This is a genomic window from Erythrobacter sp. MTPC3 (assembly GCF_042854385.1).
GTDB lineage: Bacteria > Pseudomonadota > Alphaproteobacteria > Sphingomonadales > Sphingomonadaceae > Erythrobacter.
Map to the genome: position 1 here is coordinate 123,566 of NZ_BTGP01000001.1, position 25,885 is coordinate 149,450.

At 59.5% G+C, this 25,885-nt stretch carries 25 protein-coding genes and 1 tRNA gene; 12 read left to right on the top strand and 14 right to left on the bottom strand.

The genetic code is table 11. The features are described from left to right. Window positions 1–45: 45 nt before the first annotated feature. From ACGHU1_RS00600 to ACGHU1_RS00615, 4 genes are all read left to right on the top strand, one after another. A complete protein-coding gene (locus tag ACGHU1_RS00600; protein ID WP_390582432.1) occupies window positions 46–345 on the top strand; it encodes an Hpt domain-containing protein in 300 nt (99 codons plus the stop codon). Window positions 346–451: 106 nt separating this feature from the next. Next, a complete protein-coding gene (locus ACGHU1_RS00605) occupies window positions 452–1,651 on the top strand; it encodes a hypothetical protein (protein ID WP_390582434.1) in 1,200 nt (399 codons plus the stop codon). A gap of 49 nt (window positions 1,652–1,700) precedes the next feature. Continuing rightward, entirely contained in the window at window positions 1,701–2,660 is a 960-nt protein-coding gene (locus tag ACGHU1_RS00610; protein ID WP_390582436.1) for a hypothetical protein, read from the top strand. Then, window positions 2,657–4,081, top strand: a complete 1,425-nt coding sequence (locus ACGHU1_RS00615) for a sensor histidine kinase (protein WP_390582437.1) — start codon at window positions 2,657–2,659, stop codon at window positions 4,079–4,081. Before ACGHU1_RS00610 ends, ACGHU1_RS00615 begins: the two co-directional genes overlap by 4 nt. 17 nt (window positions 4,082–4,098) lie before the next feature. Here ACGHU1_RS00615 and ACGHU1_RS00620 read toward each other — a convergent pair whose 3' ends face one another. Genes ACGHU1_RS00620 through gltX form a run of 3 tightly spaced genes read right to left on the bottom strand, consistent with a single transcriptional unit; the run spans window position 4,099 to window position 7,085 of the window. Continuing rightward, window positions 4,099–4,314 carry a hypothetical protein gene (locus ACGHU1_RS00620; RefSeq protein WP_390582438.1) on the bottom strand — a complete coding sequence of 72 codons (216 nt, stop codon included), beginning with the start codon at window positions 4,312–4,314 and terminating at the stop codon, window positions 4,099–4,101. 21 nt (window positions 4,315–4,335) lie between these two features. After that, the gene (locus tag ACGHU1_RS00625; RefSeq protein ID WP_390582439.1) at window positions 4,336–5,622 is read right to left on the bottom strand and encodes a citrate synthase; all 1,287 of its coding nucleotides are present in this window, start codon (window positions 5,620–5,622) and stop codon (window positions 4,336–4,338) included. A gap of 38 nt (window positions 5,623–5,660) precedes the next feature. Continuing rightward, on the bottom strand, window positions 5,661–7,085 hold the full coding sequence (gltX, locus tag ACGHU1_RS00630; RefSeq protein ID WP_390582440.1) for a glutamate--tRNA ligase: 1,425 nt from the start codon (window positions 7,083–7,085) through the stop codon (window positions 5,661–5,663). Window positions 7,086–7,135: 50 nt separating this feature from the next. Between gltX and ACGHU1_RS00635 the strand changes: the two genes are divergently transcribed. Then, a complete protein-coding gene (locus ACGHU1_RS00635) occupies window positions 7,136–9,364 on the top strand; it encodes a ComEC/Rec2 family competence protein (protein WP_390582441.1) in 2,229 nt (742 codons plus the stop codon). A 22-nt stretch (window positions 9,365–9,386) separates the two neighbouring features. On the opposite strand, the gene lexA is transcribed toward ACGHU1_RS00635, so the two are convergent. The 10 genes from lexA to ACGHU1_RS00685 all read right to left on the bottom strand — a co-directional run bounded on the left by lexA (window position 9,387) and on the right by ACGHU1_RS00685 (window position 19,789). Next, complete coding sequence (lexA, locus tag ACGHU1_RS00640) at window positions 9,387–10,076, bottom strand: transcriptional repressor LexA (protein WP_390582442.1); 690 nt, start codon at window positions 10,074–10,076, stop codon at window positions 9,387–9,389. A gap of 192 nt (window positions 10,077–10,268) precedes the next feature. Further along, complete coding sequence (locus tag ACGHU1_RS00645; RefSeq protein WP_390582444.1) at window positions 10,269–11,459, bottom strand: molybdopterin molybdotransferase MoeA; 1,191 nt, start codon at window positions 11,457–11,459, stop codon at window positions 10,269–10,271. Further along, window positions 11,459–11,932 carry a cyclic pyranopterin monophosphate synthase MoaC gene (moaC, locus tag ACGHU1_RS00650; protein WP_390582446.1) on the bottom strand — a complete coding sequence of 158 codons (474 nt, stop codon included), beginning with the start codon at window positions 11,930–11,932 and terminating at the stop codon, window positions 11,459–11,461. The genes ACGHU1_RS00645 and moaC overlap by 1 nt, the downstream gene beginning before the upstream one ends. A 139-nt stretch (window positions 11,933–12,071) precedes the next feature. Further along, window positions 12,072–12,860: an indole-3-glycerol phosphate synthase TrpC gene (trpC, locus tag ACGHU1_RS00655; protein WP_390582448.1), complete on the bottom strand. Its 789-nt coding sequence runs from the start codon at window positions 12,858–12,860 to the stop codon at window positions 12,072–12,074. A 4-nt stretch (window positions 12,861–12,864) separates the two neighbouring features. Beyond that, window positions 12,865–13,857 carry an anthranilate phosphoribosyltransferase gene (gene trpD / locus ACGHU1_RS00660; protein WP_390582450.1) on the bottom strand — a complete coding sequence of 331 codons (993 nt, stop codon included), beginning with the start codon at window positions 13,855–13,857 and terminating at the stop codon, window positions 12,865–12,867. Beyond that, window positions 13,854–14,465: an anthranilate synthase component II gene (locus ACGHU1_RS00665; protein ID WP_390582451.1), complete on the bottom strand. Its 612-nt coding sequence runs from the start codon at window positions 14,463–14,465 to the stop codon at window positions 13,854–13,856. The genes trpD and ACGHU1_RS00665 overlap by 4 nt, the downstream gene beginning before the upstream one ends. After that, window positions 14,462–15,439 (bottom strand): prolyl aminopeptidase, encoded by a 978-nt coding sequence (pip, locus tag ACGHU1_RS00670; RefSeq protein WP_390582453.1) that lies wholly within the window; start codon window positions 15,437–15,439, stop codon window positions 14,462–14,464. The genes ACGHU1_RS00665 and pip overlap by 4 nt, the downstream gene beginning before the upstream one ends. Further along, entirely contained in the window at window positions 15,439–16,275 is an 837-nt protein-coding gene (locus ACGHU1_RS00675; RefSeq protein ID WP_390582455.1) for a phosphodiester glycosidase family protein, read from the bottom strand. Before ACGHU1_RS00675 ends, pip begins: the two co-directional genes overlap by 1 nt. Window positions 16,276–16,283: 8 nt before the next feature. After that, the gene (gene trpE / locus ACGHU1_RS00680; protein ID WP_390582457.1) at window positions 16,284–17,828 is read right to left on the bottom strand and encodes an anthranilate synthase component I; all 1,545 of its coding nucleotides are present in this window, start codon (window positions 17,826–17,828) and stop codon (window positions 16,284–16,286) included. A 23-nt stretch (window positions 17,829–17,851) separates the two neighbouring features. Continuing rightward, the gene (locus tag ACGHU1_RS00685) at window positions 17,852–19,789 is read right to left on the bottom strand and encodes a peptidyl-prolyl cis-trans isomerase (RefSeq protein ID WP_390582459.1); all 1,938 of its coding nucleotides are present in this window, start codon (window positions 19,787–19,789) and stop codon (window positions 17,852–17,854) included. A gap of 233 nt (window positions 19,790–20,022) precedes the next feature. Between ACGHU1_RS00685 and tpiA the strand changes: the two genes are divergently transcribed. The 3 genes from tpiA to ACGHU1_RS00700 all read left to right on the top strand — a co-directional run bounded on the left by tpiA (window position 20,023) and on the right by ACGHU1_RS00700 (window position 23,041). After that, window positions 20,023–20,796 (top strand): triose-phosphate isomerase, encoded by a 774-nt coding sequence (gene tpiA, locus ACGHU1_RS00690; protein ID WP_390582461.1) that lies wholly within the window; start codon window positions 20,023–20,025, stop codon window positions 20,794–20,796. 91 nt (window positions 20,797–20,887) lie between these two features. Next, window positions 20,888–21,265, top strand: coding sequence for a preprotein translocase subunit SecG (gene secG, locus ACGHU1_RS00695; RefSeq protein ID WP_390582463.1), 378 nt, complete (start codon window positions 20,888–20,890; stop codon window positions 21,263–21,265). A gap of 141 nt (window positions 21,266–21,406) precedes the next feature. Next, the gene (locus tag ACGHU1_RS00700; RefSeq protein ID WP_390582464.1) at window positions 21,407–23,041 is read left to right on the top strand and encodes a CTP synthase; all 1,635 of its coding nucleotides are present in this window, start codon (window positions 21,407–21,409) and stop codon (window positions 23,039–23,041) included. Between the two features lie 456 nt (window positions 23,042–23,497). Here ACGHU1_RS00700 and ACGHU1_RS00705 read toward each other — a convergent pair whose 3' ends face one another. After that, complete coding sequence (locus ACGHU1_RS00705; protein ID WP_390583155.1) at window positions 23,498–23,992, bottom strand: Hsp20 family protein; 495 nt, start codon at window positions 23,990–23,992, stop codon at window positions 23,498–23,500. Window positions 23,993–24,161: 169 nt separating this feature from the next. Between ACGHU1_RS00705 and grxC the strand changes: the two genes are divergently transcribed. From grxC to ACGHU1_RS00725, 4 genes are all read left to right on the top strand, one after another. Next, complete coding sequence (grxC, locus tag ACGHU1_RS00710) at window positions 24,162–24,425, top strand: glutaredoxin 3 (RefSeq protein ID WP_390582466.1); 264 nt, start codon at window positions 24,162–24,164, stop codon at window positions 24,423–24,425. A 9-nt stretch (window positions 24,426–24,434) separates the two neighbouring features. Beyond that, complete coding sequence (locus ACGHU1_RS00715) at window positions 24,435–25,253, top strand: carbon-nitrogen hydrolase family protein (protein WP_390582468.1); 819 nt, start codon at window positions 24,435–24,437, stop codon at window positions 25,251–25,253. A 7-nt stretch (window positions 25,254–25,260) separates the two neighbouring features. Further along, window positions 25,261–25,761, top strand: a complete 501-nt coding sequence (locus tag ACGHU1_RS00720; protein ID WP_390582470.1) for a DUF1178 family protein — start codon at window positions 25,261–25,263, stop codon at window positions 25,759–25,761. A gap of 34 nt (window positions 25,762–25,795) precedes the next feature. Next, window positions 25,796–25,872, top strand: a tRNA-Arg gene (locus ACGHU1_RS00725). The last annotated feature ends 13 nt before the right edge of the window (window positions 25,873–25,885 follow it).

A 25,885-nucleotide genomic window follows, 5' to 3' on the forward strand; every position in this document is an offset into this window, starting at 1 on the left:
CAGGATAAACCCCGCTTTAACTCCGATTGTCCTATGTCTGGCAGCATGGCTTATGAAACCGGCGCACTTGATTCGACATTGGCAGCGGCGGCGGGAGATGATCCCGTCCTTATGCGCGAGCTGCGCGGCGCATTCTACGAAAGTGTGGGCAAACAGCTCGATTTGCTGAAACGTTCGCGCTGCGATGGCAATTGGCACGTTGCGGCAATGCGGTTGAAAGGTCTCGCCGCCAGTTTCCATTCCGAAGACCTGCTAAACGCAGCAGAGAATGCCCTCAGCAGTGCGCCGGGCGAACCCGCAGCAATTCGCGAGATCGAGTCGGTTCTGGCCCGCTTCGCCGCTTGAGCAGATCGCTGGCTCGCAGAAAATAGCGGTAAATCACCGCCGCACTCCTTGATGAAGGCAGCGTAAGGCGGGTAGCGATAACGCAGATCGGAAAAGGACCGTCTGCGTGATCACAGCCATATTGTCTGCTCGGAAGATGACCGCTGATGGCGGTCTACGTGCCGGACTAAAGATGGGCGGCCGGTCGGTTTTGGCGTGGCAGACCCAAGTCATGCGTTCGCTTGGCTGTGAGCGGTTTATCTGCCTCTGCGACAGTCTACCAAAGGAGGTTGCAGACGTGCAGCTTTCCATCGAGGCAAGCGGTCACGAATTTCACGCAGTCCGGTCTTCACTGCAATTCGTCTCTTTGCTGCGCGCAGACGATGTCGCGGTGGTGATGCTGGATGGGCTGATGCCGCAAGAGGCGGTTTGCCATGACATGCTGGTCGGAAAAACCGGACTCAGACGAGCGATCCTGACCATCCCTGCCGATCATCCCCTAGCAGAGGCTCACCCAGAGGATTTCGAGCGGATAGATGCCCAGCGCAATTGGGGCGGCATTGCCGTAATGCGCGCGGTTCACGCGCAAAAACTTGCCGAGATGCCGCCGGATGTCGAGATTATGTCGCTTCTGCTGCGGTTGGGATTGCAGGCACGCTGCGACACAGTCCCGGTCCCAGCGGATGCGCTGACAAACGGCGACTGGCTGCTGGCCAATAGCGAACGCGCCATAGCCAGCCGCCAGAGTGCCCTGATCGCACGCAATGCCGCAGCGGCGCCGATTATCGCGCCACTCGATGCAATAGCTGCGAAAGTCGCGACAATGCTTGCGCCAAAAGGGATGAGCCAGGATTACGCGCTCATCGCGGGATTATCGGCGCTGACCCTGTTTGCAGGTGGCGCGATTTTCGCATGGTTTGGCTATGCGATTGCGGCTCTTTTTACCGGTGCTGTTGCTGCATTGCTCGCTTCATTCGCAATCTCTTGGAAAGAGTTGAAGTCCGCACTCTTGGGTGAGGGTAGGGATGAACGAAATACCATAATAATCAGATATATATTGGCAGCTATTGCCACAGTATTGCTCACTCTTTCCCTCATGGCATATGGCCAGAACAGCGCTGTTCTCGCGCTTGCGCCGCTGTTGTCCGGTCTGGCTCTGCTCGCCGGAACGGGCCGGCGATCAAGGCTAGCCGCGTTTTGGGGTGATACCGCGTTCCATCTGGCGATACTGGGGGTGTGCGCAGCTTTCGGTTTACTGGCGGAAGGTATGGCGGTGCTTGCACTGGGGGCTATGTCCGCTTTGATGCTGCGCTCCTTTCGCAACTGAGCTAACGCGCCCTTAACCAAGCCTGTGCAAAGGCGGTTCAATGGGCAAGATGGCGACCGATAAAAATAATTCACACGCTGGTGCAGAGGCTCGGATTCCCGCAGTGGAAGCCGCGCTGAAAGACGCGCTTGTCCGCGGCGACCGCGCCTTGAGCGGGGTTCCGCCTGTGCTCTCGCATATGCTGGCGACATCGGGGCAATCACTGGTCAGCGATGCCATCGTTGCCAAGATACGCGGGATGCTAGGTTCATTGGCAGAGCAGCTGCTCGCTGCGCGCAGCACGGCAGGCCGACAGCCGGTGGAACCGCGCGAGATCGACCATTTATCAGACCGGCTCGCCAATGACAGCGCGGTGCTGAGCTATTGTTATGCCCTGGCGATGGAAGGCCAGCTCGCCGAAAGGCTGGAGCAGCGCACATCAATTGACCCCATCCTAAGCCCGCTTTTGCAAGAGCTGATCGCGTCCGATGACGCATCCACGGCGGAACTCGCGATGTCCGCACTCGCCGCACAATCGCGGTTTGTGCAGAACCAGCGGCGCATGGACCTCGCGCTGACCGAATTGCCAGCCGATTTGTTTCATACCGTCCTCAAACGCTGGGAGGTGCATGATCGCAGCGATCCCGCGATTGCCCCGGCTATAAAGCGCCTAAAGGCCAGCTATGATGAAGGGGCGGGCCGCATCGGGCTGCTGGCCCGGCTGACCGCTTCGATGCGGGGAGGGATCCTTGCCGGGCTCGATCTGGAGCATGCCGGGTTCGCCATGTTTGTCAGCGCCCTGGCGCGGCTTAGCAATCAGCCGCGCGAACTCGCCATCCTTGCCTGCCATGAACATCAGGCCGTTAGGCTCGCGCTTAGCCTGCGGGCCGCGGGGCTGGATGCTGCGACAATCGAACGCCAGTTTGTGGCTCTTGAGCCGGCAGGCCGCCTTCCCAGTGATATCGGCGCAATTGCCCCAGAACGGGCCAGTGCCATGCTTAGCAATTCCAATACGCGGAATGCTGGGTGACTGGGCTGGTTATGGAGCGCCAGAAATCCTCCCTTGCCGCGCGGGGCATCACCGACGATCGCGACCGGCTGATAAGCGCGGACGAGGCACTCGCGCAATTGCAGGAGGATTGCGGCGGCACCGTGCCCGGCGCGCTGGCGGTACCGGAGCTGCGCGCCATCGTGCGACAGGGGCGCGAAATGGGCCTCAAGGTGGCAAGGGAATTCAGCGCATTTGACGGCGCAGACATAGTTTCGGGCTTCGTTCGGGTTCATCCGATCGACAGCGATGCAGGTGGCGGCTGCGAATTGCTGGTCGATAACTGGCAGCGCACACCCAGCGAGCAGGCAAGCACCAAGGAATTGGCAGAACGGCTCGATTCCATTGACCGGGCTGCGGCTGAAATTACGGCGCGGCTTGATGCGGATCAGCGGGTTCAATTGTTAAGCGCAGTCGCACCCGATGCGCAGCAGTTGGAAAAGGATGTTGCCGCGTCGGCGAGCAAGAACTGGATCGACTTTGTGACGCTGCGCGACGTAGCCCACCAACAGCCGCTCCACTGGCGGTTGCTGGATGGAGTGCATTGCACCGTTCCCGGTTCGGACCGCCAATGGCGCGTCCGGTTGCTACCTATGGGGTCACAGTCGCGTGAGCCAGTCGGATTTGAGTTGCTGCTGGTTGCCGATGAGCCGTTGCTTACTCCAATCGCCCAGCAGGGTGATGCGGAAGAGGCAGGCTATTCACGGTTGATGGGAAGCACGCTGACACCGGTCCTTCGCCAACCGGTTGCGCGGATCATCGCAAACGCGGAGACCATACGCGCAAAGCTCGCCGGGCCGCTGCGCAGCGAATACAGCGATTATGCCGGAAACATCGCGGCAGCCGGGCAGCACCTGTCCGCCATGCTCGATGATCTGGTCGATCTGGACGTAGTCGAATCGCCTGATTTCACGACTGCGAGTGAGAAAGTGGATCTGGGTGACGCTGCGCGAAAAGCTGCCGGTATCCTCGGCGTTCGGGCGCAGGCGAGGTCGATTGCGCTTGATCTGCCGGGAGAGGGCGAGGCAATTTTTGCCCGCGCCGAAGTGCGGCGAGTCCTGCAAATCCTCATTAATTTGATCGGTAATGCGATTGCCTATTCCCCGGAAGGCAGCACGGTTAGCGTAGCCGTACATCAGCAAGGCGATGGACAGGTTGCGTTGTCAGTGGCTGACGAAGGCGCAGGAATAGACCCTGATCAGGCCAGCCGGATTTTTGAGAAATTCGAGCGGCTAGGGCGCGATAGTGCGGGCGGAACCGACACCGGTTCTGGCCTTGGTCTGTACATTTCCCGAAAGTTGGCCCGCGTGATGAAGGGCGATCTGGCAGTGGATTTGCCGATTAGCGGTAACGGGGATGCGGGAGCGAGGTTTGTCCTCACCCTGCCAGAATTTGGCGAGTAACCTTTGGGCTTTGCAAGCTAGCTGCCGCGGCCGATCCTTTGGCCGAGCAAGATCATCACCACTCCGATCAAGGCGGTGACGCCGCCATAAAGCGCCCATTCGCGCTGTGCGAGCATAAAGCTTCCCGCAGGCCACATTAGAATGCCCAGACCTTGCAGCGCCCACATCGCGCCGGACACAAAAAGGGCGGCCCCGACGACTTGCAGTGCAAGTTTGATCGCGGGCCGCCCCATTTGCTGTCTTTCTTCGCGGGCTTAGCGGTTGCTGAGCGGCACGTAATCACGCTGCGTCGGGCCAGTGTAAAGCTGGCGCGGGCGGCCGATGACCTGGCCTGGATCCGAAATCATTTCGTTCCACTGCGCAACCCAGCCAACTGTGCGGGCGAGGGCGAACAGTGCGGTGAACATGGTGGTCGGAAAACCGATGGCCGAAAGGATAACGCCGGAATAGAAATCGACATTCGGGAACAGCTTTTTCTCTTGGAAATACGGATCGTTAAGAGCCATTTCTTCCAAGGCAAGTGCAGTTTCAAACACCGGATCCTTGACGTTCAGCGCCTCGAACACTTCGCGCACGGTTTTCTGCATGACAGTCGCACGCGGATCGTAGTTTTTGTAAACGCGGTGGCCAAAACCCATCAGACGGAACGGATCGTTCTTGTCCTTGGCCCGCTCAATGTAATGAGGGATGCGGTCAGGCGTGCCGATTTCGCGCAGCATGTTGAGAGCCGCTTCGTTGGCGCCGCCATGCGCAGGACCCCACAGACAGGCAATGCCCGCAGCGATACACGCAAATGGGTTCGCGCCCGATGACCCGGCAAGCCGCACGGTCGATGTCGATGCGTTCTGTTCATGGTCGGCGTGGAGGATAAAAATCCGGTCCATCGCCCGCTCTACTGCGGGAATGACTTCGTATTCCTCTGCCGGAACGCCGAATGTCATCCGCAGGAAATTACCCGTGTAGCTCAGCGAATTGTCCGGCTGCATCATGGGCTGGCCGACCGAATATTTGTAAGCGGCAGCCGCAATCGTCGGCATTTTTGCAATAAGGCGGTGTGAGCTGATCTTGCGGTGCTCTGGGTCCGAAATATCGGTGCTGTCGTGATAGAACGCCGAAAGCGCGCCAACCACACCGCACATGATCGCCATCGGGTGCGCATCGCGGCGGAAACCCTGATAAAACTGGCGCAGCTGATCGTGCAGCATCGTGTGGCGCGTAATGGTGTAGGTGAAATCGTCCAGATCTTCACCGCTCGGCAGCTCGCCATTCAGCAGCAGATAGGACACTTCCATAAAGCTGGAGTGTTCTGCCAGCTGGCCGATCGGATACCCGCGGTGCAGCAGGATACCTTCGTTGCCGTCGATATACGTCAGTGCGCTCTCGCAGCTGGCGGTGGATTTATAACCCGGGTCAAATGTGAATTTGCCCGTTTGGCCATACAGCTTGCGGATATCGACCACGTCGGGTCCGGTGCTGCCCTGGAGCACGGGAAATTCGTGGGTCTCTCCGCCGATATCGAGTTTGGCGTTTTGATCTGCCAAGATGTGTCTCCTGCTCAATTCCTGCCCGTTGATCCGGCTCACGCAGCGTGTGCGTTGAGCCGGGCGAGGGCTTCTTCCCGTCCAAGAAGGACCAGAACGTCGAAAATTCCGGGCGATGTCGTCGTCCCGGTAAGCGCAGCGCGCATTGGCTGCGCAAGCTTGCCAAGTCCCAATTCCAGTTCCTCGGCGAGCGACTTCGTAGTGGCTTCGAGAGCCTCGATTGTCCAGTCATTTTCCGCCGCAAGCGCACTGGAAATCTTGCCCAGCCGCGCCCTTCCGTTTTCGTCAAGCAGCTTTGCGGCCTTTTCAGTCATGGCTAGAGGCCGCTGAGCGAACAAAAACTGCGCTCCTTCAGCAAGTTCGTGGACGCTCCTCGCCCGCGTTTTCAGGACCGGCATCGCCTTGGCAAGCAGATCGATATCGACATCGCCGTCCATACCTTTTGCTGCCAGGTTGGCCAGCATCCTATCGTCAGCTTCGCGGATGTAGTGCCCGTTCAGATTCTCGAGCTTTTTCATATCGAAACGAGACGGACTTTTGCCCACTCCGCCCAATCCAAAAAGCTCAATTGCTTCATCCCGCGTGATTTCTTCGCGGTCGCCGTGGCCCCAGCCGAGGCGAAGGAGGTAATTGAACAGCGCCTCTGGCAAAATACCCATCTCGTCGCGGTAGGCATCAACGCCCAATGCGCCGTGACGTTTGGACAATTTTGCCCCGTCCGATCCGTGGATCAACGGAATGTGTGCGTAAACTGGCTCTGCCCAATCGCCCTCTATCCCGTCCATCGCATGATAGATCGGCAATTGGCGGAATGCGTTGTTGAGGTGATCGTCGCCGCGGATGACATGCGTAACTCCCATATCGTGATCGTCCACCACCGCTGCCAGCATATAGGTCGGCGTGCCATCTGCGCGGAGGATGATGTAGTCGTCGATCTCATCGTTCTTGACCGAGACAGATCCCTGAACCTCATCCTGAATTGTGGCTTCCCCGTCCTGCGGGGTCTTGAGCCGGACTGTATAGGATGCTCCATCGGGAGCCTCGGACGCGCTGCGATCCCGCCAGCGTCCGTCATACCGCATTGGCTGCTTATTTACGCGCTGTTCGGCGCGCATTTCCTCCAGCTCCTCACGCGTGGCAAAGCATTTATAAGCATGGCCAGCATCCAGCAGCTTGTGCGCGACTTCGGCATGGCGATCTGCGCGCGCGGACTGGAATGTCGGCTCCTCATCGTAATCAAGGCCGAGCCAGCTAAGTCCGTCGAGAATGGCGTCTATGGCTTCTTGTGTTGAGCGTTCCTTGTCAGTGTCTTCAATCCTGAGCAGCGCCTGCCCGCCGTGATGGCGGGCATAAAGCCAGTTAAAGAGCGCCGTTCGCGCACCGCCAATGTGCAAAAACCCGGTTGGCGAGGGCGCAAAGCGTGTAACCACTGCCTTACCGCCGTTTGCGCTTTCGCTAGCCATGTCCTTCAAATTCCTTTTCATTTCTGCCCTGATGCTTCAGGGGAAACACCATGCGCGACGCGCCATTAGTGCCTTTGGGCGGCGGTGCATCCGATGTTCCGGCCGCCGACAATGTTGCAATGCAGCGCCCTTGGCAAAGGGGCGCAGCGTTGTCCAGCATCCCGCGTATCATTGCGAGCGGCGCAAACAGGTTCCTGAGCGCTTCGGGGTTTGACCGTGCCCCGTGGCTCGCCGTTCTGTTTGCGAGCGGGATCTTAGCATGGTTTGCACTGAAATCGCCGCTGCAGTGGATCATGGCTATCACTGCCGCGTTGCTGGCCGCGCTGTTTGCACTCGCTGTCTGGAGACCGGGGGAGGGGCGAGATCACCTTCGCAGCGCGGTCGTCGCTGGAGGTGTTATTTTCGCCGCAGGAATATTGGTTATCTGGCTGCGTTCGGAGACCGTCGGTGCAGAGCCGATCGACCGGCCAACAATCGAGCGCGTCCAGGGTTACATCCTCGCCAGAGAGGACCAGCCAGCCCAAAATCGTGTGCGGCTGACGATGGCGGTACGCGACGCGGGAAGCGGTGAAAGCCGGAAAATCCGCGTTAATGTTCCGTTGGACACGCCAGTTTCAGGCGACAAATCGACTGCGATATTGCTGGAGGGTGCGATCATTCGGGCCCGCGTGCGCCTTATGCCACCTGCCAGCCCGATGCTGCCTGGCTCTTATGATTTTGCGCGTGCTGCATGGTTCAAAGGATTGGCTGCAACCGGCAGCGTGATGGGCGGCATCGAAGTCATGGAACAGGCCCCGCCTGCAAGCGGTCTGGCGGCTATTCAGCGCGCGCTTTCATCGCATGTCAGGGAGCGCGTGGACGGCTCCGCTGGAACAATCGCAGCCGCCTTTGCCAGCGGAGACAGAGGCGCCATTACCGAAGCTGACGAAGACGCGATGCGCGATTCCGGTTTGACGCATCTGTTATCAATCAGCGGACTTCATGTGAGCGCCGTGATCGCCGGTGGCTATCTGATCGCACTGAAGTTGTTGGCGGCGTTTCCTCCCCTTGCCCTTAGGGTGCGATTGCCGGTGGCGGCTGCGGCGGCAGGCGCGCTTGCCGGGATTGGATACACGCTGCTGACCGGTGCGGAAGTTCCGACTGTGAGAAGCTGCGCAGCCGCTATGTTGGTCCTTATTGCTCTGGCGCTGGGCAGAGACGCGCTATCATTGCGGATGGTGGCGGCTGCCGCAGTCTTTGTGATGCTTCTGTGGCCGGAAAGCGTGGTTGGGCCTAGCTTTCAGATGAGCTTTTCAGCCGTGCTCGCCATCGTCGCATTGCATTCTTCGGCACCTGCCAAGGCGTTCCTCGCCGCACGAGAGGAGCCTTGGTTGAAGCGAACCGGGCGAAAGGTCGCTATGCTGTTCATCACCGGCCTTGTGATTGAGATTGCGCTCATGCCGATTGTGCTATTCCATTTTCACAGGGCAGGGTTTTACGGCGCTTTTGCCAATGTCTTTGCGATCCCTTTGGTCACTTTTATTTCCATGCCACTGATTGCGTTCGCGCTGGCGCTCGACCTGCTGGGGTTGGGCGGGCCTGCGTGGTGGCTGGTTCAGAAATCGCTCGATGTGCTTCTTGGGCTCGCCCACTTCACATCCGCGCAGCCTGGTGCCGTCAAACTGATGCCGCAGATGGGTTATGGAACCATTGCCATGTTTGTCATCGGCGGCATGTGGCTCGCGCTGTGGAGCGGGAAGGCCCGTTTATGGGGACTGCTGCCTTCGGGCTTGGCCGCCGCGACCTTGCTCGCGACGCCAATCCCGGACCTCCTGATTGGCCGCGAAGGCCGGCATGTCGGCATCACAATCGAAAACGGCGAAGGCGCGCGCGATATGCTGTCATTGCGGAACAGTCGGTCGTCCTATTCGAAGGACAACCTGCTGGAACTCGCCAGCGTGGAAAGCGAACCTATCCCATTGGATCAGTGGAGCGGCGCCAATTGCTCGACTGAATTCTGCCTTGTCACGATCACGCGAGCAGCGCGAGAATGGACGATCCTGATGGCGCGTAACCGTGACATGGTCGAAGAACGCGCCTTGGCTGCAGCATGTGAACGATCCGACATTGTGGTCGCTGACCGGTTCCTGCCGCGATCCTGCATGCCGCGATGGCTTAAAGCGGACCGTCGCTTGCTCCAGAAAACTGGTGGTCTGTCCATCGACCTTGCCAATGAACGGGTCGTCAGCGTTTCAGCTGGTCAGGGACAGCACGGATGGTGGCGCGGGACGCAGGAATAGACCTGCTGCCCCGCGCAACACATCAGTGGTAGCGCCGCAGTAAGCCTGCAAGCTTGCCCTGAACCTTTACCTCACCCGCGCCGTAAACTTGCGGGTCGTACATCGCGTTGGCCGGATCAAGGCGGATATTACCGCCGTCCTTATGGAGGTATTTCAGCGTCGCTTCTTCATCACGGACCAAGGCAACCACGATTTCGCCATCGCGGGCATTGTCAGTCCGACGCACAAGTGCGAAATCACCGTCGAAGATCCCCGCCTCGATCATGGAATCTCCCGATACCTCGAGAGCGTAGTGCTCACCAGGACCAAGCAGCGCAGCCGGAACCGGAAGCGAGCTTTGACCCTCCAGCGCCTCAATCGGAGCACCGGCGGCAATCCGGCCATGCAGCGGGATCTCGATCACGTCATTGGCAGGCTCTGGCGCCTGTTTCATGACCGCAGAGGCCGAGGCGACCGTATCATTGGCATTAACCGTGGCGCGGGGCGTAGGCGTGGAATCTTCGGGTTGGCGGATCACTTCCAGCGCCCGCGCCCTGTTGGGCAAACGCCGGATAAACCCGCGTTCTTCCAAGGCAGAGATCAGGCGGTGAACACCCGATTTGCTCTTGAGATCGAGCGCCTCCTTCATTTCTTCGAAACTTGGCGAGATACCGGTTTCATCCAGACGTTTCTGGATGAATTGGATCAATTCGTGCTGCTTTGCAGTCAGCATGGGGTCACTCCCTAAAACGCACGTGCCGGACCGACAAATAGCCCGTAGTGCCTGTTTCACGCATCCGAAGAGGCACCGATAGCTGGTGCTTTGCCGATACTCCCCGCGCACCGATAAGGTGAACGAATGCGGAACGAATAGGCAACCCGATTCGACCTGTCAAGTTTCGTTAAGCGCGATAACCCGCAGAATTCAGCCGTTGTGGAGGTAAAACACCGGAACTGTCTCGCCTTTCCGCACGAAAAGCGATCCAGCGGGTCGGTCAATCAGGCAGTTCGCCGTGGCAAGCGCCTGCAACGCACTCGAATCCTGAACCGCCGACTGGCTGACGGTTTCACCATCGGCAATTCCTCTCAGGAATTCGCGGCGGCTCCCAGTAGCGGGCAAATCCTCCGCGGCGATGAGGTTGCGCGGCGCGCCCATCGGCGACGTCGATCCAAGCGCGGCGCGGACCAGCGGAATGCCGAACAGAAAACACGTCACGAAACTCGACACCGGATTGCCGGGGAGCCCGAGTATGATTTGCTCGCCGCGCGTCGCCACCATCAATGGCTTGCCGGGCTTTATCGCGACTTTCCAGAACGCGAGGTTCGCCCCCCAGTTGATCAGTGCCTGCTGGACAAGATCGTGATCGCCGACGGATGCGCCGCCTGATGTGATAAGGATGTCATGACCTTCAGCCAGAGCAAGTGCATCGGCCAATGCCTCCGTGTCATCCGCCACCGGGCCAAGCCGGGTTACACCGCCCACTAGAGGGCGCAGCATGGCGGCGATCATCGGGCCGTTGCTTGCAGGAATTTGGTCGGGGCCGCAATCCGCTGGATCGGAGGCCAGTTCATCGCCGCTGTCGAGCACTGCGATCCGTGGCAGCCTGCGCACCGGCAACAGGCCGTGTCCCGCCGCGATGGCTAGCGCGATCTGCGCCGGGCCCATGCTCGTTCCGATCCGCATCACCCGTTCGCCCGCAACAAAGTCGAAACCCTTGCTGCGAACGTGCCGCGCTGCTTCCGGCCGCGTCTCGCCTTGGGCAAGCGATACCGTATCACCCTCGACCACCGCATTTTCCTGTATCAGGACGCGGTCGCTTCCCTCAGGCATTTGGGCACCTGTAGAAATACGGGTGCATTGCCCTTCATCAAGACTGCCCGCAAAGGGGGTGCCGGCGCGGCTTTCTCCTACCTTTGACCACGGCCCGCCGCCGCAAATGGCGTAGCCGTCCATGGCGGACAGGTCCGCTGGCGGCTGCGTTCGCGCGGCCATGAGGTCCTCCGCCAGATAACGCTCTCCGGCAAAGCCATCCGCTGAAACGCGCTCAACACCGAGCTCTGGCGCAAGCGCGAGGAGGCGTGCCTGCGCCTCTTCCAGCGTGAGCATATCAGCCATCAGCTATCTGCTTTCCACGTGCCCGATTTACCGCCGCGTTTCTCAATCAGGCGCACGGCTTCGATAACCATCCCCTTGTCGATCGCTTTTGCCATGTCATAGATTGTCAGCAGCGCGGTGGAGACCGCCACCATCGCCTCCATTTCGACACCCGTTTTGCCGGTTAGCGATGCGCTGGCCGTGACAGCGACTCCGTCTTCTTCGAAGGTGAAGTCGATGCTCACCGCTTCCAACCCGAGGGGATGGCATAACGGGATCAGCTCGCCGGTGCGCTTGGCTGCCATAATGCCCGCAATGCGGGCCGTGCCAAGCACATCGCCTTTTGGCGCATTGCCTGCGCGGATCGCGGCCAGCGCGCTTTGCGACATGGTGATGCGCCCGGCAGCAATGGCAAGTCGCTGGGTTTCAGCCTTCGCGCCGACATTCACCATATGCGCCGCGCCGCTGTCATCGAGGTGGGTCAGATCGCTCATCAGACGCCTCCCTGCAGGGGAGACATGGACCGCATGTTACACGGTCCTGAGCGGGAAGATGGGGCGGCTGAAAAAGGGAGTGGATGCGCTGTCATTCGCCAACCATACCGCGATCCTTAGTGGTAGGACAGACCCGCTCTCAACCGTTCAAAAGCGCCGCCGTGGCCCCTGTGACATCATTCGCGCGCATCAGGCTTTCCCCGACCAGGAATGTGCGCACGCCGGACCGCGCAAGCCGATTGCAATCGGCGTGAGACGAAATCCCGCTTTCCCCGACGAGCAACGCGCCTTCAGGAGCGAGCGGGGCCAGCCTTTCGGTCGTTTCGAGCGTGGTAGTAAAGGTCTTCAGATCGCGATTGTTGACCCCGATCAGGCGCGATTTGAGCTGTTTTGCCGCGCGTTCCAGCTCGGTTTCATCGTGAACCTCGACCAGCACGTCCATCCCGTGATCCAGTGCCGCGCTTTCAATCTCGGCCATCTCGCCGTCTTCCAACGCAGCGACGATAACCAGAATGGCATCCGCACCCAGTGTCCGGGCCTCAAGACACTGCCATGGATCAACCATGAAATCCTTGCGCAGCACAGGCAGAGTGCAGGCCGCCCGCGCCGAGATCAGATATTCATCCGCACCCTGAAAATACGGCGCATCGGTCAGGACCGAAAGACAGGCAGCTCCGCCTGCCTCGTAATCGCTGGCATGTTGGGCGGGACGAAAATCTTCCCGGATCAAGCCTTTTGACGGGCTCGCCTTCTTGATCTCGGCAATAAGCGCATAGCTGGTTTGCGATTTTGTCCGCAGTGCTGCCTCAAACCCGCGAGGGCGGGTCTGGGTGCGCGCGGTCGTTTCCATTTGCGAAAGCGAAATGGCCGCTTTTCGAGCGGCAACGATTTCGCGTTTCGCCGCGCAGATTTCTTCCAGCTTGTTCATAAGGTTACTTTGCCAATTCAATCCATTTTGCGAGCAAGCCAGATGCTTTCCCGCTGTCGAGCGCTTCTGCTGCCATTGCGGCGCCGGTCTGCCAATCCTCCGCATCATCGGCGACCATCAGCGCGGCCGCTGAATTGAGCAAGACCGCATCGCGGTATGCGCTTTTGCCGCCTGCAAGCAGGCCTTTCAATGCCTCGGCATTGTGTGCCGGGTCTCCGCCGCGAATTGCCTCCACCGGAGAATTGGGAAGGCCGGCCATCCCTGCATCAACGCGCTTCATGGCGAAATCTGCGCCCGCGACATCTGCTAGCTCATTCCCGCCCGCAAGGCTCAATTCATCCAGCCCCTCATCACCCGAAACGATGAATGTGCGCTCTGTGCCAAGCCGAGCTTTCGCCTCGGCATAGATGGGGACATAGGCAGGGCGCGCGATCCCGATCAACTGACGTGACACTCCGACAGGGTTGGAAAGCGGCCCCATCAAGTTGAAGATTGTGCGGCGGCCCAGTTTCTTCCGGATAGGCTGAATACGGCCCATCGCGGGATGGTGGTTCGGCGCAAAAAGGAAACAGATGCCGATTTCAGCCAGCGTTTTTTCCGCTGTGCGTCCCGCCGCCTCCATGTCGAGGCCAAGCACCTCAAGAGTGTCGGCTACGCCCGCCTTTGAAGAGATCGCGCGGTTGCCGTGACGCGCGACCGGCACGCCGCAGGCGCCGACCACTAGGCCAACGGCAGTGGAGACGTTGAGCGTGTGGTGTCCATCGCCGCCAGTGCCGCAAACGTCGATAGCGTTGTCTGGTCCAGGCACCGGGATCAACCGGGCACGCAGAGCGCGGGCGGCGCCTGCGATTTCTTCTGCCGTTTCGCTGCGTTCGGTCATTGCGAGCAGGAAGCGGGCGATCTCCTCGTCACTCGCCTCACCGTCGAGGATCCATCCGAAAACCTCTTCGGCCTCGGCTTCATCCATGTGCGGAACGGCTAGCGGCAGCGTCTTCATTGGGTCAGCCTTTCGGGGAGCTTGGCATCGATGCCGCACACCTTCAGGAAATTGGCGAGCATGGCATGACCGTGTTCGGTTGCGATGCTTTCAGGGTGAAACTGCACGCCGTGAATGGGCAGCGTTTCGTGGCGGAAACCCATAACGCTTTGCTCGTCAAGTCCGGGCGTTGCAGCGTGGGCATTGGCGACGAGGACATCGGGCACGTCCACGACTTCAAGGCTGTGATACCGTGTCGCTGTGAAGGGCGAGGGGAGGCCTGCAAAAACGCCGCTATTGTCATGTGTTACAGGCGAGGTTTTGCCGTGCATCAACCCGCCGCGCACCACGCTCCCGCCAAAATGCTGCCCGATCGATTGATGGCCAAGGCATACGCCAAGCAGCGGTTTGCCCGCATCCGCACACGCAGCGACCAGATTAAGGCTGATCCCGGCTTCATTAGGAGTGCAGGGGCCGGGCGAAATGAGATAGCCTGCCGCGCCGATTGCCAATGCTTCAGACGCGCTGATGGCATCATTTCGCTCCACGCGGACGTCAACGTCCAGTTCCATCAGATAATGGACCAGATTGAAGGTAAAGCTGTCGTAATTGTCGATGACGAGGATCATGCGGAATGCTCGGCAAAGGCATCTGTCGCTCGCACCAGCCCATCTATGATCCCCGGTTCGCTGGCGCTGTGCCCGGCATCATGGACCATCCAAAGCTGGGCTTCGGGCCATGCCTTTTTCAGCGCCCATGCCGCTGCGGGCGGGGTGCAGATGTCGTGACGGCCCTGAACGATAATGCCAGGGATGTGTTTGATCCTGTCCATGTTTGCCAGCAGCTGACCTTCTTCAAGGAAGAAGTCCTCAAGGAAGAAACGCGCGCAGATGCGGGCAAATGGCACGGCTTTTGATGGGTCGGCAAATTCTTCGAGCAAACCTTCATTGGGCAGCAGCGTTGCCACGGTGCCCTCCCAAAGTGACCATTCGCGTGCTGCATCCAGACGGGTCTGTTCATCCTCGCTGGTCAGCCGCGCGTAATACGCTTTGACGAGGTCATCACGCTCGCTTTCGGGGATCAGGCCGGTAAAATTGTCCCATTGCTCCGCCATGATCTCGCTTGCACCAAAGCGATAGAGCCAGCCTTTCTCTTGCTGGCGGGCCAGAAACACCCCGCGCAGGATCAGTTCTGTCGTGCGTTCAGGATATGCCTGCGCATAGGCGAGCGAAAGGGTTGCGCCCCAGCTGCCGCCGAATACCTGCCACGCATCATGGCTGCACATCTTGCGCAGCGCCTCGATATCCTCGACAATGCGCTGAGTGTCGTTGTTTTCGATCTCTGCAAACGGCGTGGATTTGCCGCAGCCGCGCTGGTCGAACAGCAGGACATCATACCTGTCCGGGTTCCATTGCCTGCGATGCGAGGGGCTCATTCCGCCGCCGGGGCCGCCATGCAGGAACACTGCCGGTTTTGCGCCAGGTGTCCCGCATCGCTCCCAATACAGCGAATGCCCCTCTCCGACATCGAGCATACCGGTCTGGTAGGGCTCAATTTCGGGATAGAGCGTCCGCTCATAACTCTGCATGTTGGATGGCGGCATTACTTTTTCTCCACCACGAGCAACGGGCCCACGCGGCCTGTATCCATCCGGCCCGTCGCCGGGTTCCACAGCGATGACACATTGCCATCAAGATAGAGCGCATTTGGCGTCTGCAACTCATCGCGGAAGTACCGCGCAAACACTCCAAAGCTGACGGGTTCATCTGAAATGACAAAATGCGCTTTGCCATCGGCATCTACGCCGACACCGTTGCGGATCGCGCGCGACGGGCCGTTTTCCTGAAAGTCAGGGTGAAGCTCTCCGTTGATGACGAGCATCGGGCCGGATTGCGTGCCGAATTGCGGGCGGTCGCCAATAGTGCGAAAAAACGTATCGGTATCGAGCACCCGCCAATTGCAATCGCTGCCGAAGAAAACGCCGTTGGGTTTCATGTGGAAGTTGCCCTCACCATCGGCGCGGTTCAATTCTTTAAGACGCTGGCTGTCCTGCACAAAATATCCGATTGCATTAAGGTCATCTCCGTACATTCCGGCATTCGTCGCAAACGCTACCGTGCCCGGCTGCGCGATTGCCGCATATGAAGCGATCCGCCCGAAATCATCGCCGCTAACGGCGGCCTTGGCCGTGGTGATTGAGTGGCTGGCGGGATCGGCGATGCAATGGGTGAAAGCAGCCCCTTCAAACGTAACGCCCGAACAGTCGGAGGGAAGGGCGATCTGTTCGGCGGGCGCGTTGCTCGCATCATCAGAAGCAATGACCGTAACGCCGCCATCGCTTTCCAGTTGCGCGCGCATCACAGGCTCACCCGATGGTTCGGGATTGCACGCGGCCAGCGATACGATCAGGGCGAGGGAAAGGGTGCGTTTAATGGTCATAATTTCGCTCATTGTCCAAAACCAGGTTCGCTGGCAATGCGCACAGCCTCGCCTGCAGCTGCAATCAGCGCGCCTGCTTTCGCGCGGCATTCTGCGTATTCATAATCGGGGTTGCTGTCTGCCACGATCCCCGCGCCCGCCTGCACATGCATTGTCCCGTCTTTTACGACCGCCGTGCGAAGGACGATGCAGCTGTCAACGGAACCGTCGGGCGCAAAATAGCCGACGCCGCCAGCATAGGCCCCGCGCGTTTCCGGCTCCAGCTCTGCGATGATTTCGCACGCCCTTATCTTGGGCGCGCCGGACACAGTTCCCGCCGGAAAGCCTGCAAACAGCGCATCAAGCGCGTCTTTGTCATCATCCAGTGCGCCGATCACATTGCTGACGATATGCATCACGTGGCTGTAACGTTCGATGGTAAAGCTGTCGGTGACTTCAACACTGCCGCGCGCGGCGACGCGGCCTATGTCATTGCGCCCCAGATCGAGTAGCATCAGGTGCTCCGCCAGCTCTTTGGGGTCAGCCAATAGGCTTATTTCGTTATCGCGGTCCTCGGCAGGGTTTGCACCGCGCGGGCGCGTTCCGGCGATGGGGCGGATCGTGACTTCCTTCCCGCCCTTGGCATCATCGCGAACGCGCACCAGTATCTCGGGACTTGAACCGACAATCGCAAAGCCCGGCAGGTCGAGGAAATAAAGAAATGGGGAAGGGTTAACCCGGCGCAGCGCACGATATAATTCCAGCGGCGGCAGCTCGAACGGGCAAGTGAACCGCTGGGCCAGCACCACCTGAAAGATATCGCCTGCCACGATGTAATCCTTGGCGCGGGCGACCATGTCCTTGTAATCGCTTTCTGCCATGACCGGTGTCAGCTGCGGCGCAGGAGTGCCGCCGGCAACACGCGGTTCCGGGGGGCGCGGACGGGTGAGGGCGCGCAAGGTCTCGTCTATCCGTTCTTCCGCATCGGCAATTGCAGCTATCGGAGATGCGGCTTCCCAAATCGGGGCGATGCAGAACAGCTCATCGCCAAGGCTGTCGAACACTAGGATGATTGTCGGCCTGACAAACAGCATGTCTGGCAGCGCCAGCTCGCTCGCCTCGGCGCGGGGAAGCGTTTCGACAAGGCCAATCGTTTCGTATCCAAAATATCCAACCAAACAGGCAAGGGCAGGCGGCAGAACGTCGGGCGTATCGATCCGGCAGGCATCGGCTAGGGCGCGCAGTTCTGCCAAGGCGTCTTTGGCGCATGGCTCGAATGCGTCCCGATCCGTTCGCCAGGCGCGATTGATTGCCGCCTTGCCTTCGCTGCCCCTGAATACGAGGTCAGGGTCGAGCCCAAGCAGGCTGTAACGGCCGCGCACCTCGCCGCCTTCCACCGATTCCAGCAGAAAATCACCGCGGCCCGGCTCAATCAGCCGCCGCGCTGCGCCCACCGGTGTGTCGCTGTCGGCCACGATCTTGCGCCACACCAGCGCAGGTTTGCCAGCGGCGAGCGCATTTGAAGCGCCAGCGGCATTCTCAAGCGATGCGGATACGGATGGGGCGGAGGTCACGCGGCGAGGAGATTAAGCATCGATCAGTTCGTCTCGCCCAGCAGCTGGCGGCGCACGGCTTCGATAGCGTCTTCGTTGCGCTCGACACCGATCTCGGCACGGATCGCATTGGTCAGCTGCTCGGTGTACTCCCCGCTAAGGGCCGCTGCGAGCTGCTGGCGTGTCTGTTCGACAAGCGGATTGTCGTCCGGGATATCCTCGGTCACGATTTCGTTCAGGTTCACGATATACCACCCAATGTCCTGCGGCGCTTCGTAAATCTTGGTCGATCCCTGCGCCATGCTGAACATCAGCACCAGCGGCGGCGGCGGGTTTTGATCCTGCCGGGCAAACAATTGGCGGCGCTCCAGATCAATCTGCTCGACCGGGGGCAGGGCGGTGTCCTCTTCTGCGATGGCCGATGCCAGATCGCTGTCAGCGCGAACCTTTTCCAGAATGCGATCAGCGCTTTCTCGCGCGGCCTTGGCACCCTCAGCAAAACGCCACGCCATCTCGACCTCTTCGCGGTTTTCTGAAAGCGGCGGCGCTGCGGCCTCGGTGATGCTCGACACTTCGTATATGATGAACTGTGTGCCGGGCACGATTTCGGCCAGCTGCGGTTCACTTTCGTCCATCTGGAACGCTGTCTCCAGCGTCGGGACCAATCCGGGGTTAACCTGGCCGCCCTGCGGACCAAAAACCCGGCCATCTGCAAGCAGGGGCGGAGTGGTGGCGACCTCAAGATTATAGGCTTCGGCGACTTCGGTCAGCGGGTTGCCGGTATCGACTTCCTCTTCGATTCGTGCGCTCAAATCAGCGAGAGCGAGCGTGCGTTTCTGTGCCTGCAATTGATCGGTGATCTCCGGGGTTGCCTGGGCAAGGGTGCGCGCCGGCGTGCGTTCGATCCCGTCGACGCGCGCGACATACCAGCCAAGCCCGCTTTGCGCAGGCTCGGCAATCGCACCATCAGCCGCGGCAAATACATTTGCTGCGACTGCCGGGCTCAGCGTGCTCGCGACTTGGGACTGCGTCTGGTCCTGAGCGGTTGAAACGCTGAAACCGGCCTCCCTGGCTGCGGCTTCGAGAGAAAGTCCGCCGCGAATGCGCGAAACCAGCGATGTGGCGGCGTCCTGTGTCGGCACGAGGAAGGAGGACACGTCGCGCGTTTCGCTGGCCGCAAACTGCTCTGCGTTTTCTTCATAGAAAGCGCGGATTTCCTCCGGCGTCGGTTTGATACTGGCGTCAACGCTATCGGGCCCAAACACCGCATAACGCAGCGTGCGCCGTTCCGGCAGGACAAAGCGGGAGCGGTTTTCACTGTAAAACTCTTGCAATTGCTCATCGGTAGGGTCGCCTTCCGGTGCGAAAGCAAAGCTGGGGACAAATGCAATGCCGCCGCGTCGGCGTTCCAGCAGCAGCGCGGCGTATTGCTTGGCCGCCTTTGTTGGCATTCTGGGTGCAGACAAAGCCGGGACAAGCAATTGCTGGGCCAGCAGGCCATCGGCAAGGTCCCGGCGAAGGATTGCATCGGTCAAATTCTGTCTGGCCAGCGCAGCTTGATAAACGCCCTCGTCAAAATCGCCGGTCGGTCCGCGAAACGCTGCAATCTGAAGGATTTCGCTATTCACCAGATTGTTTCCGGCGCGCAGGCCATTGGCCTCCGCATACCCGCCAATGGCGTAGCGATCGATCAATTGCCGCAGCACTTCATCCAGCCCGCCTTGCTCGATAAATTCGGGCATTGTGATCGTAGGGTTCTCCTGACGCACGGTCTGGATCGCGGAATTGGTGGTGCTGACCAGTTCTGACGTGTCGATCCTATCATCGCCCACCACGGCAACCCTGTCACCGCCTGAAACGCCGCCGAACGTGCTGCCGGTTATGTCGGCAGCCGCAAATGCGAGCGCAACCAGAATGAGAAACCCGATAAAGATGGGCAGCCCGATTTTCGACTGAAAGAAATTGCGGAAAAACGAAATCATGGGTCGGTCAATTCCTGCCGGTTGCTGGCGCCCCCGGAAACACGCATGGGACAGTACGCCTGCGTCATTCCCGGGTGCGGGATCGGGTGCGGGCTTTATCGCCCCTGCGACCTCGCGGCAACAGGTTGACGCACGTTTTGACTGTATTCCTTTACTCGGGTAGCGGACGCGGCCCCTCGACCCTACATGGTTGTTCCAGATTCGAATTCGATCTTATTTCTCAGGATTACTTGATGCCTCAACGGCCCTACATTGTTGGAAACTGGAAGATGCATGGCACACGGGCCATGCTGTCTGAAGCGCGCGCGATTGATCGTGCGGCGCAGCGGCACATGAAAGTGGAGGTGGCCATCGCTCCGCCTTACACCCTGATTCACCCGGTTCACCGCGAAGCAGAACAGATCGGCGTCGGCGCGCAGGACTGCCATTATGAAGAAGGCGGCGCGCACACCGGCGATATCTCCGCCGCAATGATTGCCGATGCGGGCGCAAAGTTCGTGATTCTGGGGCATAGTGAGCGGCGCGAAAATCACGCCGAAACCGATGCTCTGGTGAAAGCCAAGGGCGAAGCGGCGCTCGCAACCGGTCTGCGCGTCATCCTGTGCTGCGGCGAAAGCGGGGATATTCGCAGTGCCGGCGACGCTGTCGAGCATGTGACGCAGCAAATCAGGGCATCTCTCCCTGACGGCGCGGCTGATCTGGAAGATTTGCACGAACGTATTACAATCGCATACGAGCCAATCTGGGCGATTGGCACGGGCGACACGGCAACAACTGCCGATATCGCAGAAATGCACGCCGCGATCCGCGCTTTGCTGGTAGAGCTTTACGGAGCCGAACTGGGCGGCGAAGTCCGCATCCTGTATGGAGGTTCGGTGAAACCTGATAATGCCGGCGAAATCCTTGGCACGGCAGAGGTCGGCGGCGCGCTGGTCGGCGGTGCCAGCCTTACAGCCGACAGCTTCATGGGCATCGCCCTTGCTGCTGGAGAAACCGCCGAAGGGTGATCGCGCGATCCACGCAGGCACAGGCTTACCCTTGCCGCACGCAATCACGCGCCCTAGATAGCGGCCACATTTGTAATAGAGACACGCATCCATGTTCCTTTTCCTGACCGTTCTTCAAGCAATCGTCGCGGCCGCGCTGGTCGGCGTCGTTCTCATGCAGAAATCCGAAGGCGGCGGCCTGGGCATTGGTGGCAGTCCGAACGGAGCCCTGGGGGCTCGCGGTGCTGCAGATTTTCTCACCCGCGCCACAAAATGGCTGGCGGTTGCGTTTGTCGCTCTGTCGATCTCACTGGCAGCGGTGGCAGTGAAGGAAACCGGCAGCGGTGGTATCAGCACCACGCTTGACCGGAATGTCGGCGGTGCTGCCGGTCCCGATCTGCTGGGCGAGCCTACTGGCACCAGCACAGACGGCGCAGCCCCGGCAGGCGCTTCGGAAACGCCGGCTGACAGCGATCCGCTCGCTGAATAATCTGCCAATGGTCACCCATAGAGATGGTGTGATCCGCCGGCTTTAGACCGGTATCTTTCATCGAATGCTGTGGATGGCACGCGTTTATCGTGTGTTATTTGCTTGCCCCGAATCCACTACGACGCTTAAGGCCCAACTCCCATGGCGCGGTACATTTTCATCACCGGCGGCGTGGTTTCCTCGCTCGGCAAAGGTCTCATGGCGGCTAGCCTCGCATCGCTTCTTCAAGCGCGCGGGTATAAGGTCCGTATTCGTAAGTTCGACCCCTATCTGAATGTCGATCCCGGCACGATGAGCCCGTATCAGCATGGCGAGGTCTATGTGACTGATGACGGGGCGGAAACGGACCTCGATCTCGGCCATTATGAACGCTTCACCGGCGTATCTGCGCGGCAAAGCGACAACATCACCTCTGGCCGAGTATATCGCGACATCATCGCCAAGGAACGCCGCGGCGATTACCTCGGCGCAACCGTGCAGGTGATCCCGCACGTGACAGACGCGATCAAAGAGTTCGCGCTCGCCGATCAGGACGATCACGATTTTATCCTGTGCGAAATAGGCGGCACCGTTGGTGACATCGAATCGTTGCCGTTCATGGAGGCGATCCGCCAGCTTCGAAACGAGCTTGAGCCGATGCAGACGCTCAGTGTGCACGTGACGCTGGTGCCTTACATTGCGGCTGCGGGTGAGCTTAAGACGAAGCCCACGCAGCACTCTGTTCGCGAACTGGCAAGCCTGGGGATCAAACCGGACGTCTTGCTGTGCCGCGCCGAACATCCGCTCCCCGATGGCGAGCGGCAAAAGATCGCGAATTTCTGCAATGTACGCAAAGAGGCGGTGATCCCGGCGCTGGATGCGCCATCGATTTACTCCGTTCCGCTGCAATACCATCTCGAAGGGCTGGATGCAGAGGTTCTGCGCGGTTTCGGGATTACCGATGCGCCGGCTCCGGATCTGTCTTCGTGGAACGATGTGACCGACCGTTATTTCAAACCAGAAGGCGAAGTGACCATCGGCGTGGTCGGTAAATATGTCGGATTGCCCGACGCCTATAAAAGCCTGAATGAGGCGCTTGTCCACGGCGGGCTGGCCAACCGGGCCAAGGTCAATATCAAGTGGATCGACGCCGAACTGTTTGAAGGTGACGAAAGCGAAATCGTCTCCGAGCTTGAGCCTCTCCACGGCATTCTCGTGCCCGGCGGCTTTGGTGAACGCGGCAGCGAAGGGAAGATTGCCAGCGTGCGCTTTGCCCGCGAACGCAAGGTGCCTTTCTTTGGCATTTGCCTAGGGATGCAGATGGCCTGCATCGAAGGAGCGCGCGAGGCCGGTTTTGCCGATGCTTCTTCGACCGAATTCGGCGAGACGCAGGAACCCGTAGTCGGCATCATCACCGAATGGATGACCGAAGCAGGTCTTCAGGAACGCGAAGAGGGCGGCGATCTGGGCGGCACCATGCGTCTTGGCGCGTATGACGCGAAACTCGGCGCTAACAGCCATGTCTCACGCATCTATGGCGGGGCAGAACAGATTTCGGAACGGCACCGCCATCGTTATGAGGTGAACGCGCGGTATATCGAACCGCTGGAGGGACAGGGCCTCGTGTTTTCCGGCATGTCGCCCGATGGCCTGCTGCCCGAAATCGTCGAGCGCCCGGACCATCCGTGGTTCGTAGGCGTCCAGTTCCACCCTGAGCTAAAGTCACGCCCGTTTGATCCGCATCCGCTTTTTGCAGGCTTTATCGAAGCGGCGTTAGCCCATTCCCGGCTTGTTTAGCGGCAATTTCCGCAGATAAATCAACCAGTCAGGCCCCCAAGCCTCTGGTTTTTATATGAATTTAGCTGAAGCGTGTGAAAATCACAGCTTTTTCGGCGGTTAAGTGACATGTGTCGCTTTCCTACAAGCCTGAAATTTAAGGGTTGCGTGTTGGTGCAAAGGGGCTTTACCCGCAGTTAGCACTACAGCTTTTCTTAAGGGACTAGGTGGGACAATCCCATCAAAGGCCACAGGACAGGGGTTGGCAGCGAACACCGCAAAATCTCGTTTCAGCTTCGCTTCGGCGGCTAGACCGGGATGGGGTTCGCGCAAAAGAGCTCGAAGCGTGGTTGACCGCCTTCTGCGACCCGGACGGTGAGCAACGCAACGAGGCGACTTATGGTCGCGAGGGCGGATCATTGCGATCCGCCCTCACTTGTTTCAGGGGTTGATTCTGCGCTGAATTGAACCGGCAGTTCAGGCCGCGCCTGCTGCCTTGTCCTCTTCATTTGCCGTATTATCGGTGACGGCGGTTAGTGTCGGCGTGGATGTGCCGTTCACTGCGATCTTTTTCGGCTTCATCGCCTCTGGCACTTCGCGCACCAGATCGATGGTAAGCAGTCCGTCGGCAAGACCGGCATTTTCCACCCGCACGAAATCGGCGAGCTCAAAACGGCGTTCGAAACCGCGATTGGCGATGCCGACATGGATCAGCTCCCCGCCTTCATCGGTTTCTTCGCGTTTCTTGCCTTGAACGACAAGCAGGTTTTGCTGCGCGGTAATATCGATATCCTGCGGCCGGAAACCGGCGACTGCCAGGGTGATACGATAATTGTCTTCGCCGCTCCGCGTGATGTTGAAAGGCGGGTAATTGTCGCCCGAATTGGTCCGTGCCTGGCTTTCAAGCAAATCGAAAACGCGGTCGAAACCAACGGTGCTGCGGCGATAAGGGGTAAAATCCAAACGTGACATAATCTTCAAATCCTCTTCGTTGAGCAATTTGTACAATTGTGCGAGGCCTGCCTCATGCAGCGCCTGCGTGTGTGCTGCCGCCGATTGCGTTTCCCATGACTGGCGAAACACGGCGACACGCCCTATTTGGGTAAAACAAAATCACGTTTCAAGAGGCCCGGGACACCCAATGAGCACACCAAAAATCGACATCTACAGCAAATTTGCCTGCCCATTTTGCGTGCGGGCAAAGCGTTTGCTGTCGTCCAAAGGGGCCGAATTCAACGAATTTGATATTACGATGGGCGGTCCGAAGCGTGACGAAATGCTCGCCCGTGCACCGAATGCGCGCACAGTGCCGCAGATATTTATCGGCGATACATATGTGGGCGGGTCAGATGAACTGGTCGCGCTCGACCGGGCTGGGAAGCTTGACGCATTGCTGGCGGGGTAAACGCGGCAAATGGCGAAAATCGCGCTTCTCCAGATGACTTCGGGCGTCGATCCGCAGGCGAATTTTGACGTAATCGCAGATGCAATGGAGCAAGCGCAAGCGGGCGGTGCAGAGGTGCTCTTCACCCCTGAAATGTCGCTGCTGCTGGACCGCAACCGGACCCGCGCTGCTGAAACTTTACAGAGCAGCGATTATTCCGGTTTTCTTCCGAGGCTGGCAAAACTTGCAACGCGCGGACAGACCGATCTAGCCATAGGATCAATGCCCATTGCGCTGGGTGATGGCAAATGGGTCAACCGGGCGCACTATTTCCCCGCCGACGGCCGAGATCCTGTGACGTATGACAAGATTCACATGTTCGACGTGGAACTGTCCACCGGTGAAACATGGCGGGAAAGCGCCACCTATGAACCGGGGAGGGCGGTGCAAACCTTGGCCGGAACCCCGCTGGGCATGCTGGGATTTACCATCTGCTATGACCTGCGCTTTCCGGCCCTGTTCGAGGCGCTGGGCACCGCGCGCTGTGATGCGATTTCCGTGCCGGCTGCGTTCACAGTTCCTACCGGCCAGGCGCATTGGCATGTGATGCTGCGCGCCCGCGCGATCGAGGCCAGCGCCTTTGTCATAGCAGCCGCGCAGTTCGGCACGCATGAGGATGGCCGCGAAACCTATGGCCACAGCCTGGTTGTCGATCCGTGGGGCGAAGTCCTGCTCGATATGGGCGGAGACGGCGCGGGGATTGCCTTTTGCGATATCGACTTAGACCGCATTGCCGATGTGCGCCAACAGCTTCCCAGCCTTGCCAACAAGCGGAAAATACCCAACTAGCGCGTCTATGATCGTATTCGACTTACACTGCGCACACGGCCACAAATTTGAAGGGTGGTTCGGTTCGACCTCTGATTATGAAGATCAGCGCGAAGGCGGTCTTTTGACGTGCCCGGAATGCGGCGTCGATGCGGTGAGCAAAGCTCCGATGGCGCCGTCTGTGCCCGCAAAAGGCAACACCAAGCAGGTGCGTCCTGTCCGTGCCGGAACAAACGACGCTGAGGAAACCGGCGCAGGTGCAGCGCGGCCGGTATCCAACACGCCCATGCCTGCTGAGGTTGAAAAAGCCATGAAGGCACTCGCCAAGGCTCAGCAAAAGGCGCTCAAGGACAGCACATTTGTCGGCGACAAATTCGCCGAGCAATCGCGCGAAATGCATTACGGTGAACGGGACGAAGCCCCGATCCATGGTCAGGCTACGCTTGAAGAGGCCAAAACGCTCATCGATGAAGGTGTGCCGGTTGCTCCGCTGCCTTTTCCGGTGGCGCCGTCCGACAAACTCAATTGATTCGAGAAACAGCGGTGCTATTGCGCATCGCGGCGACCCCGTAGCTCAGCCGGATAGAGCACCAGATTCCTAATCTGGGGGCCGCGCGTTCGAATCGCGCCGGGGTCACCAATTTTGCGCGTGG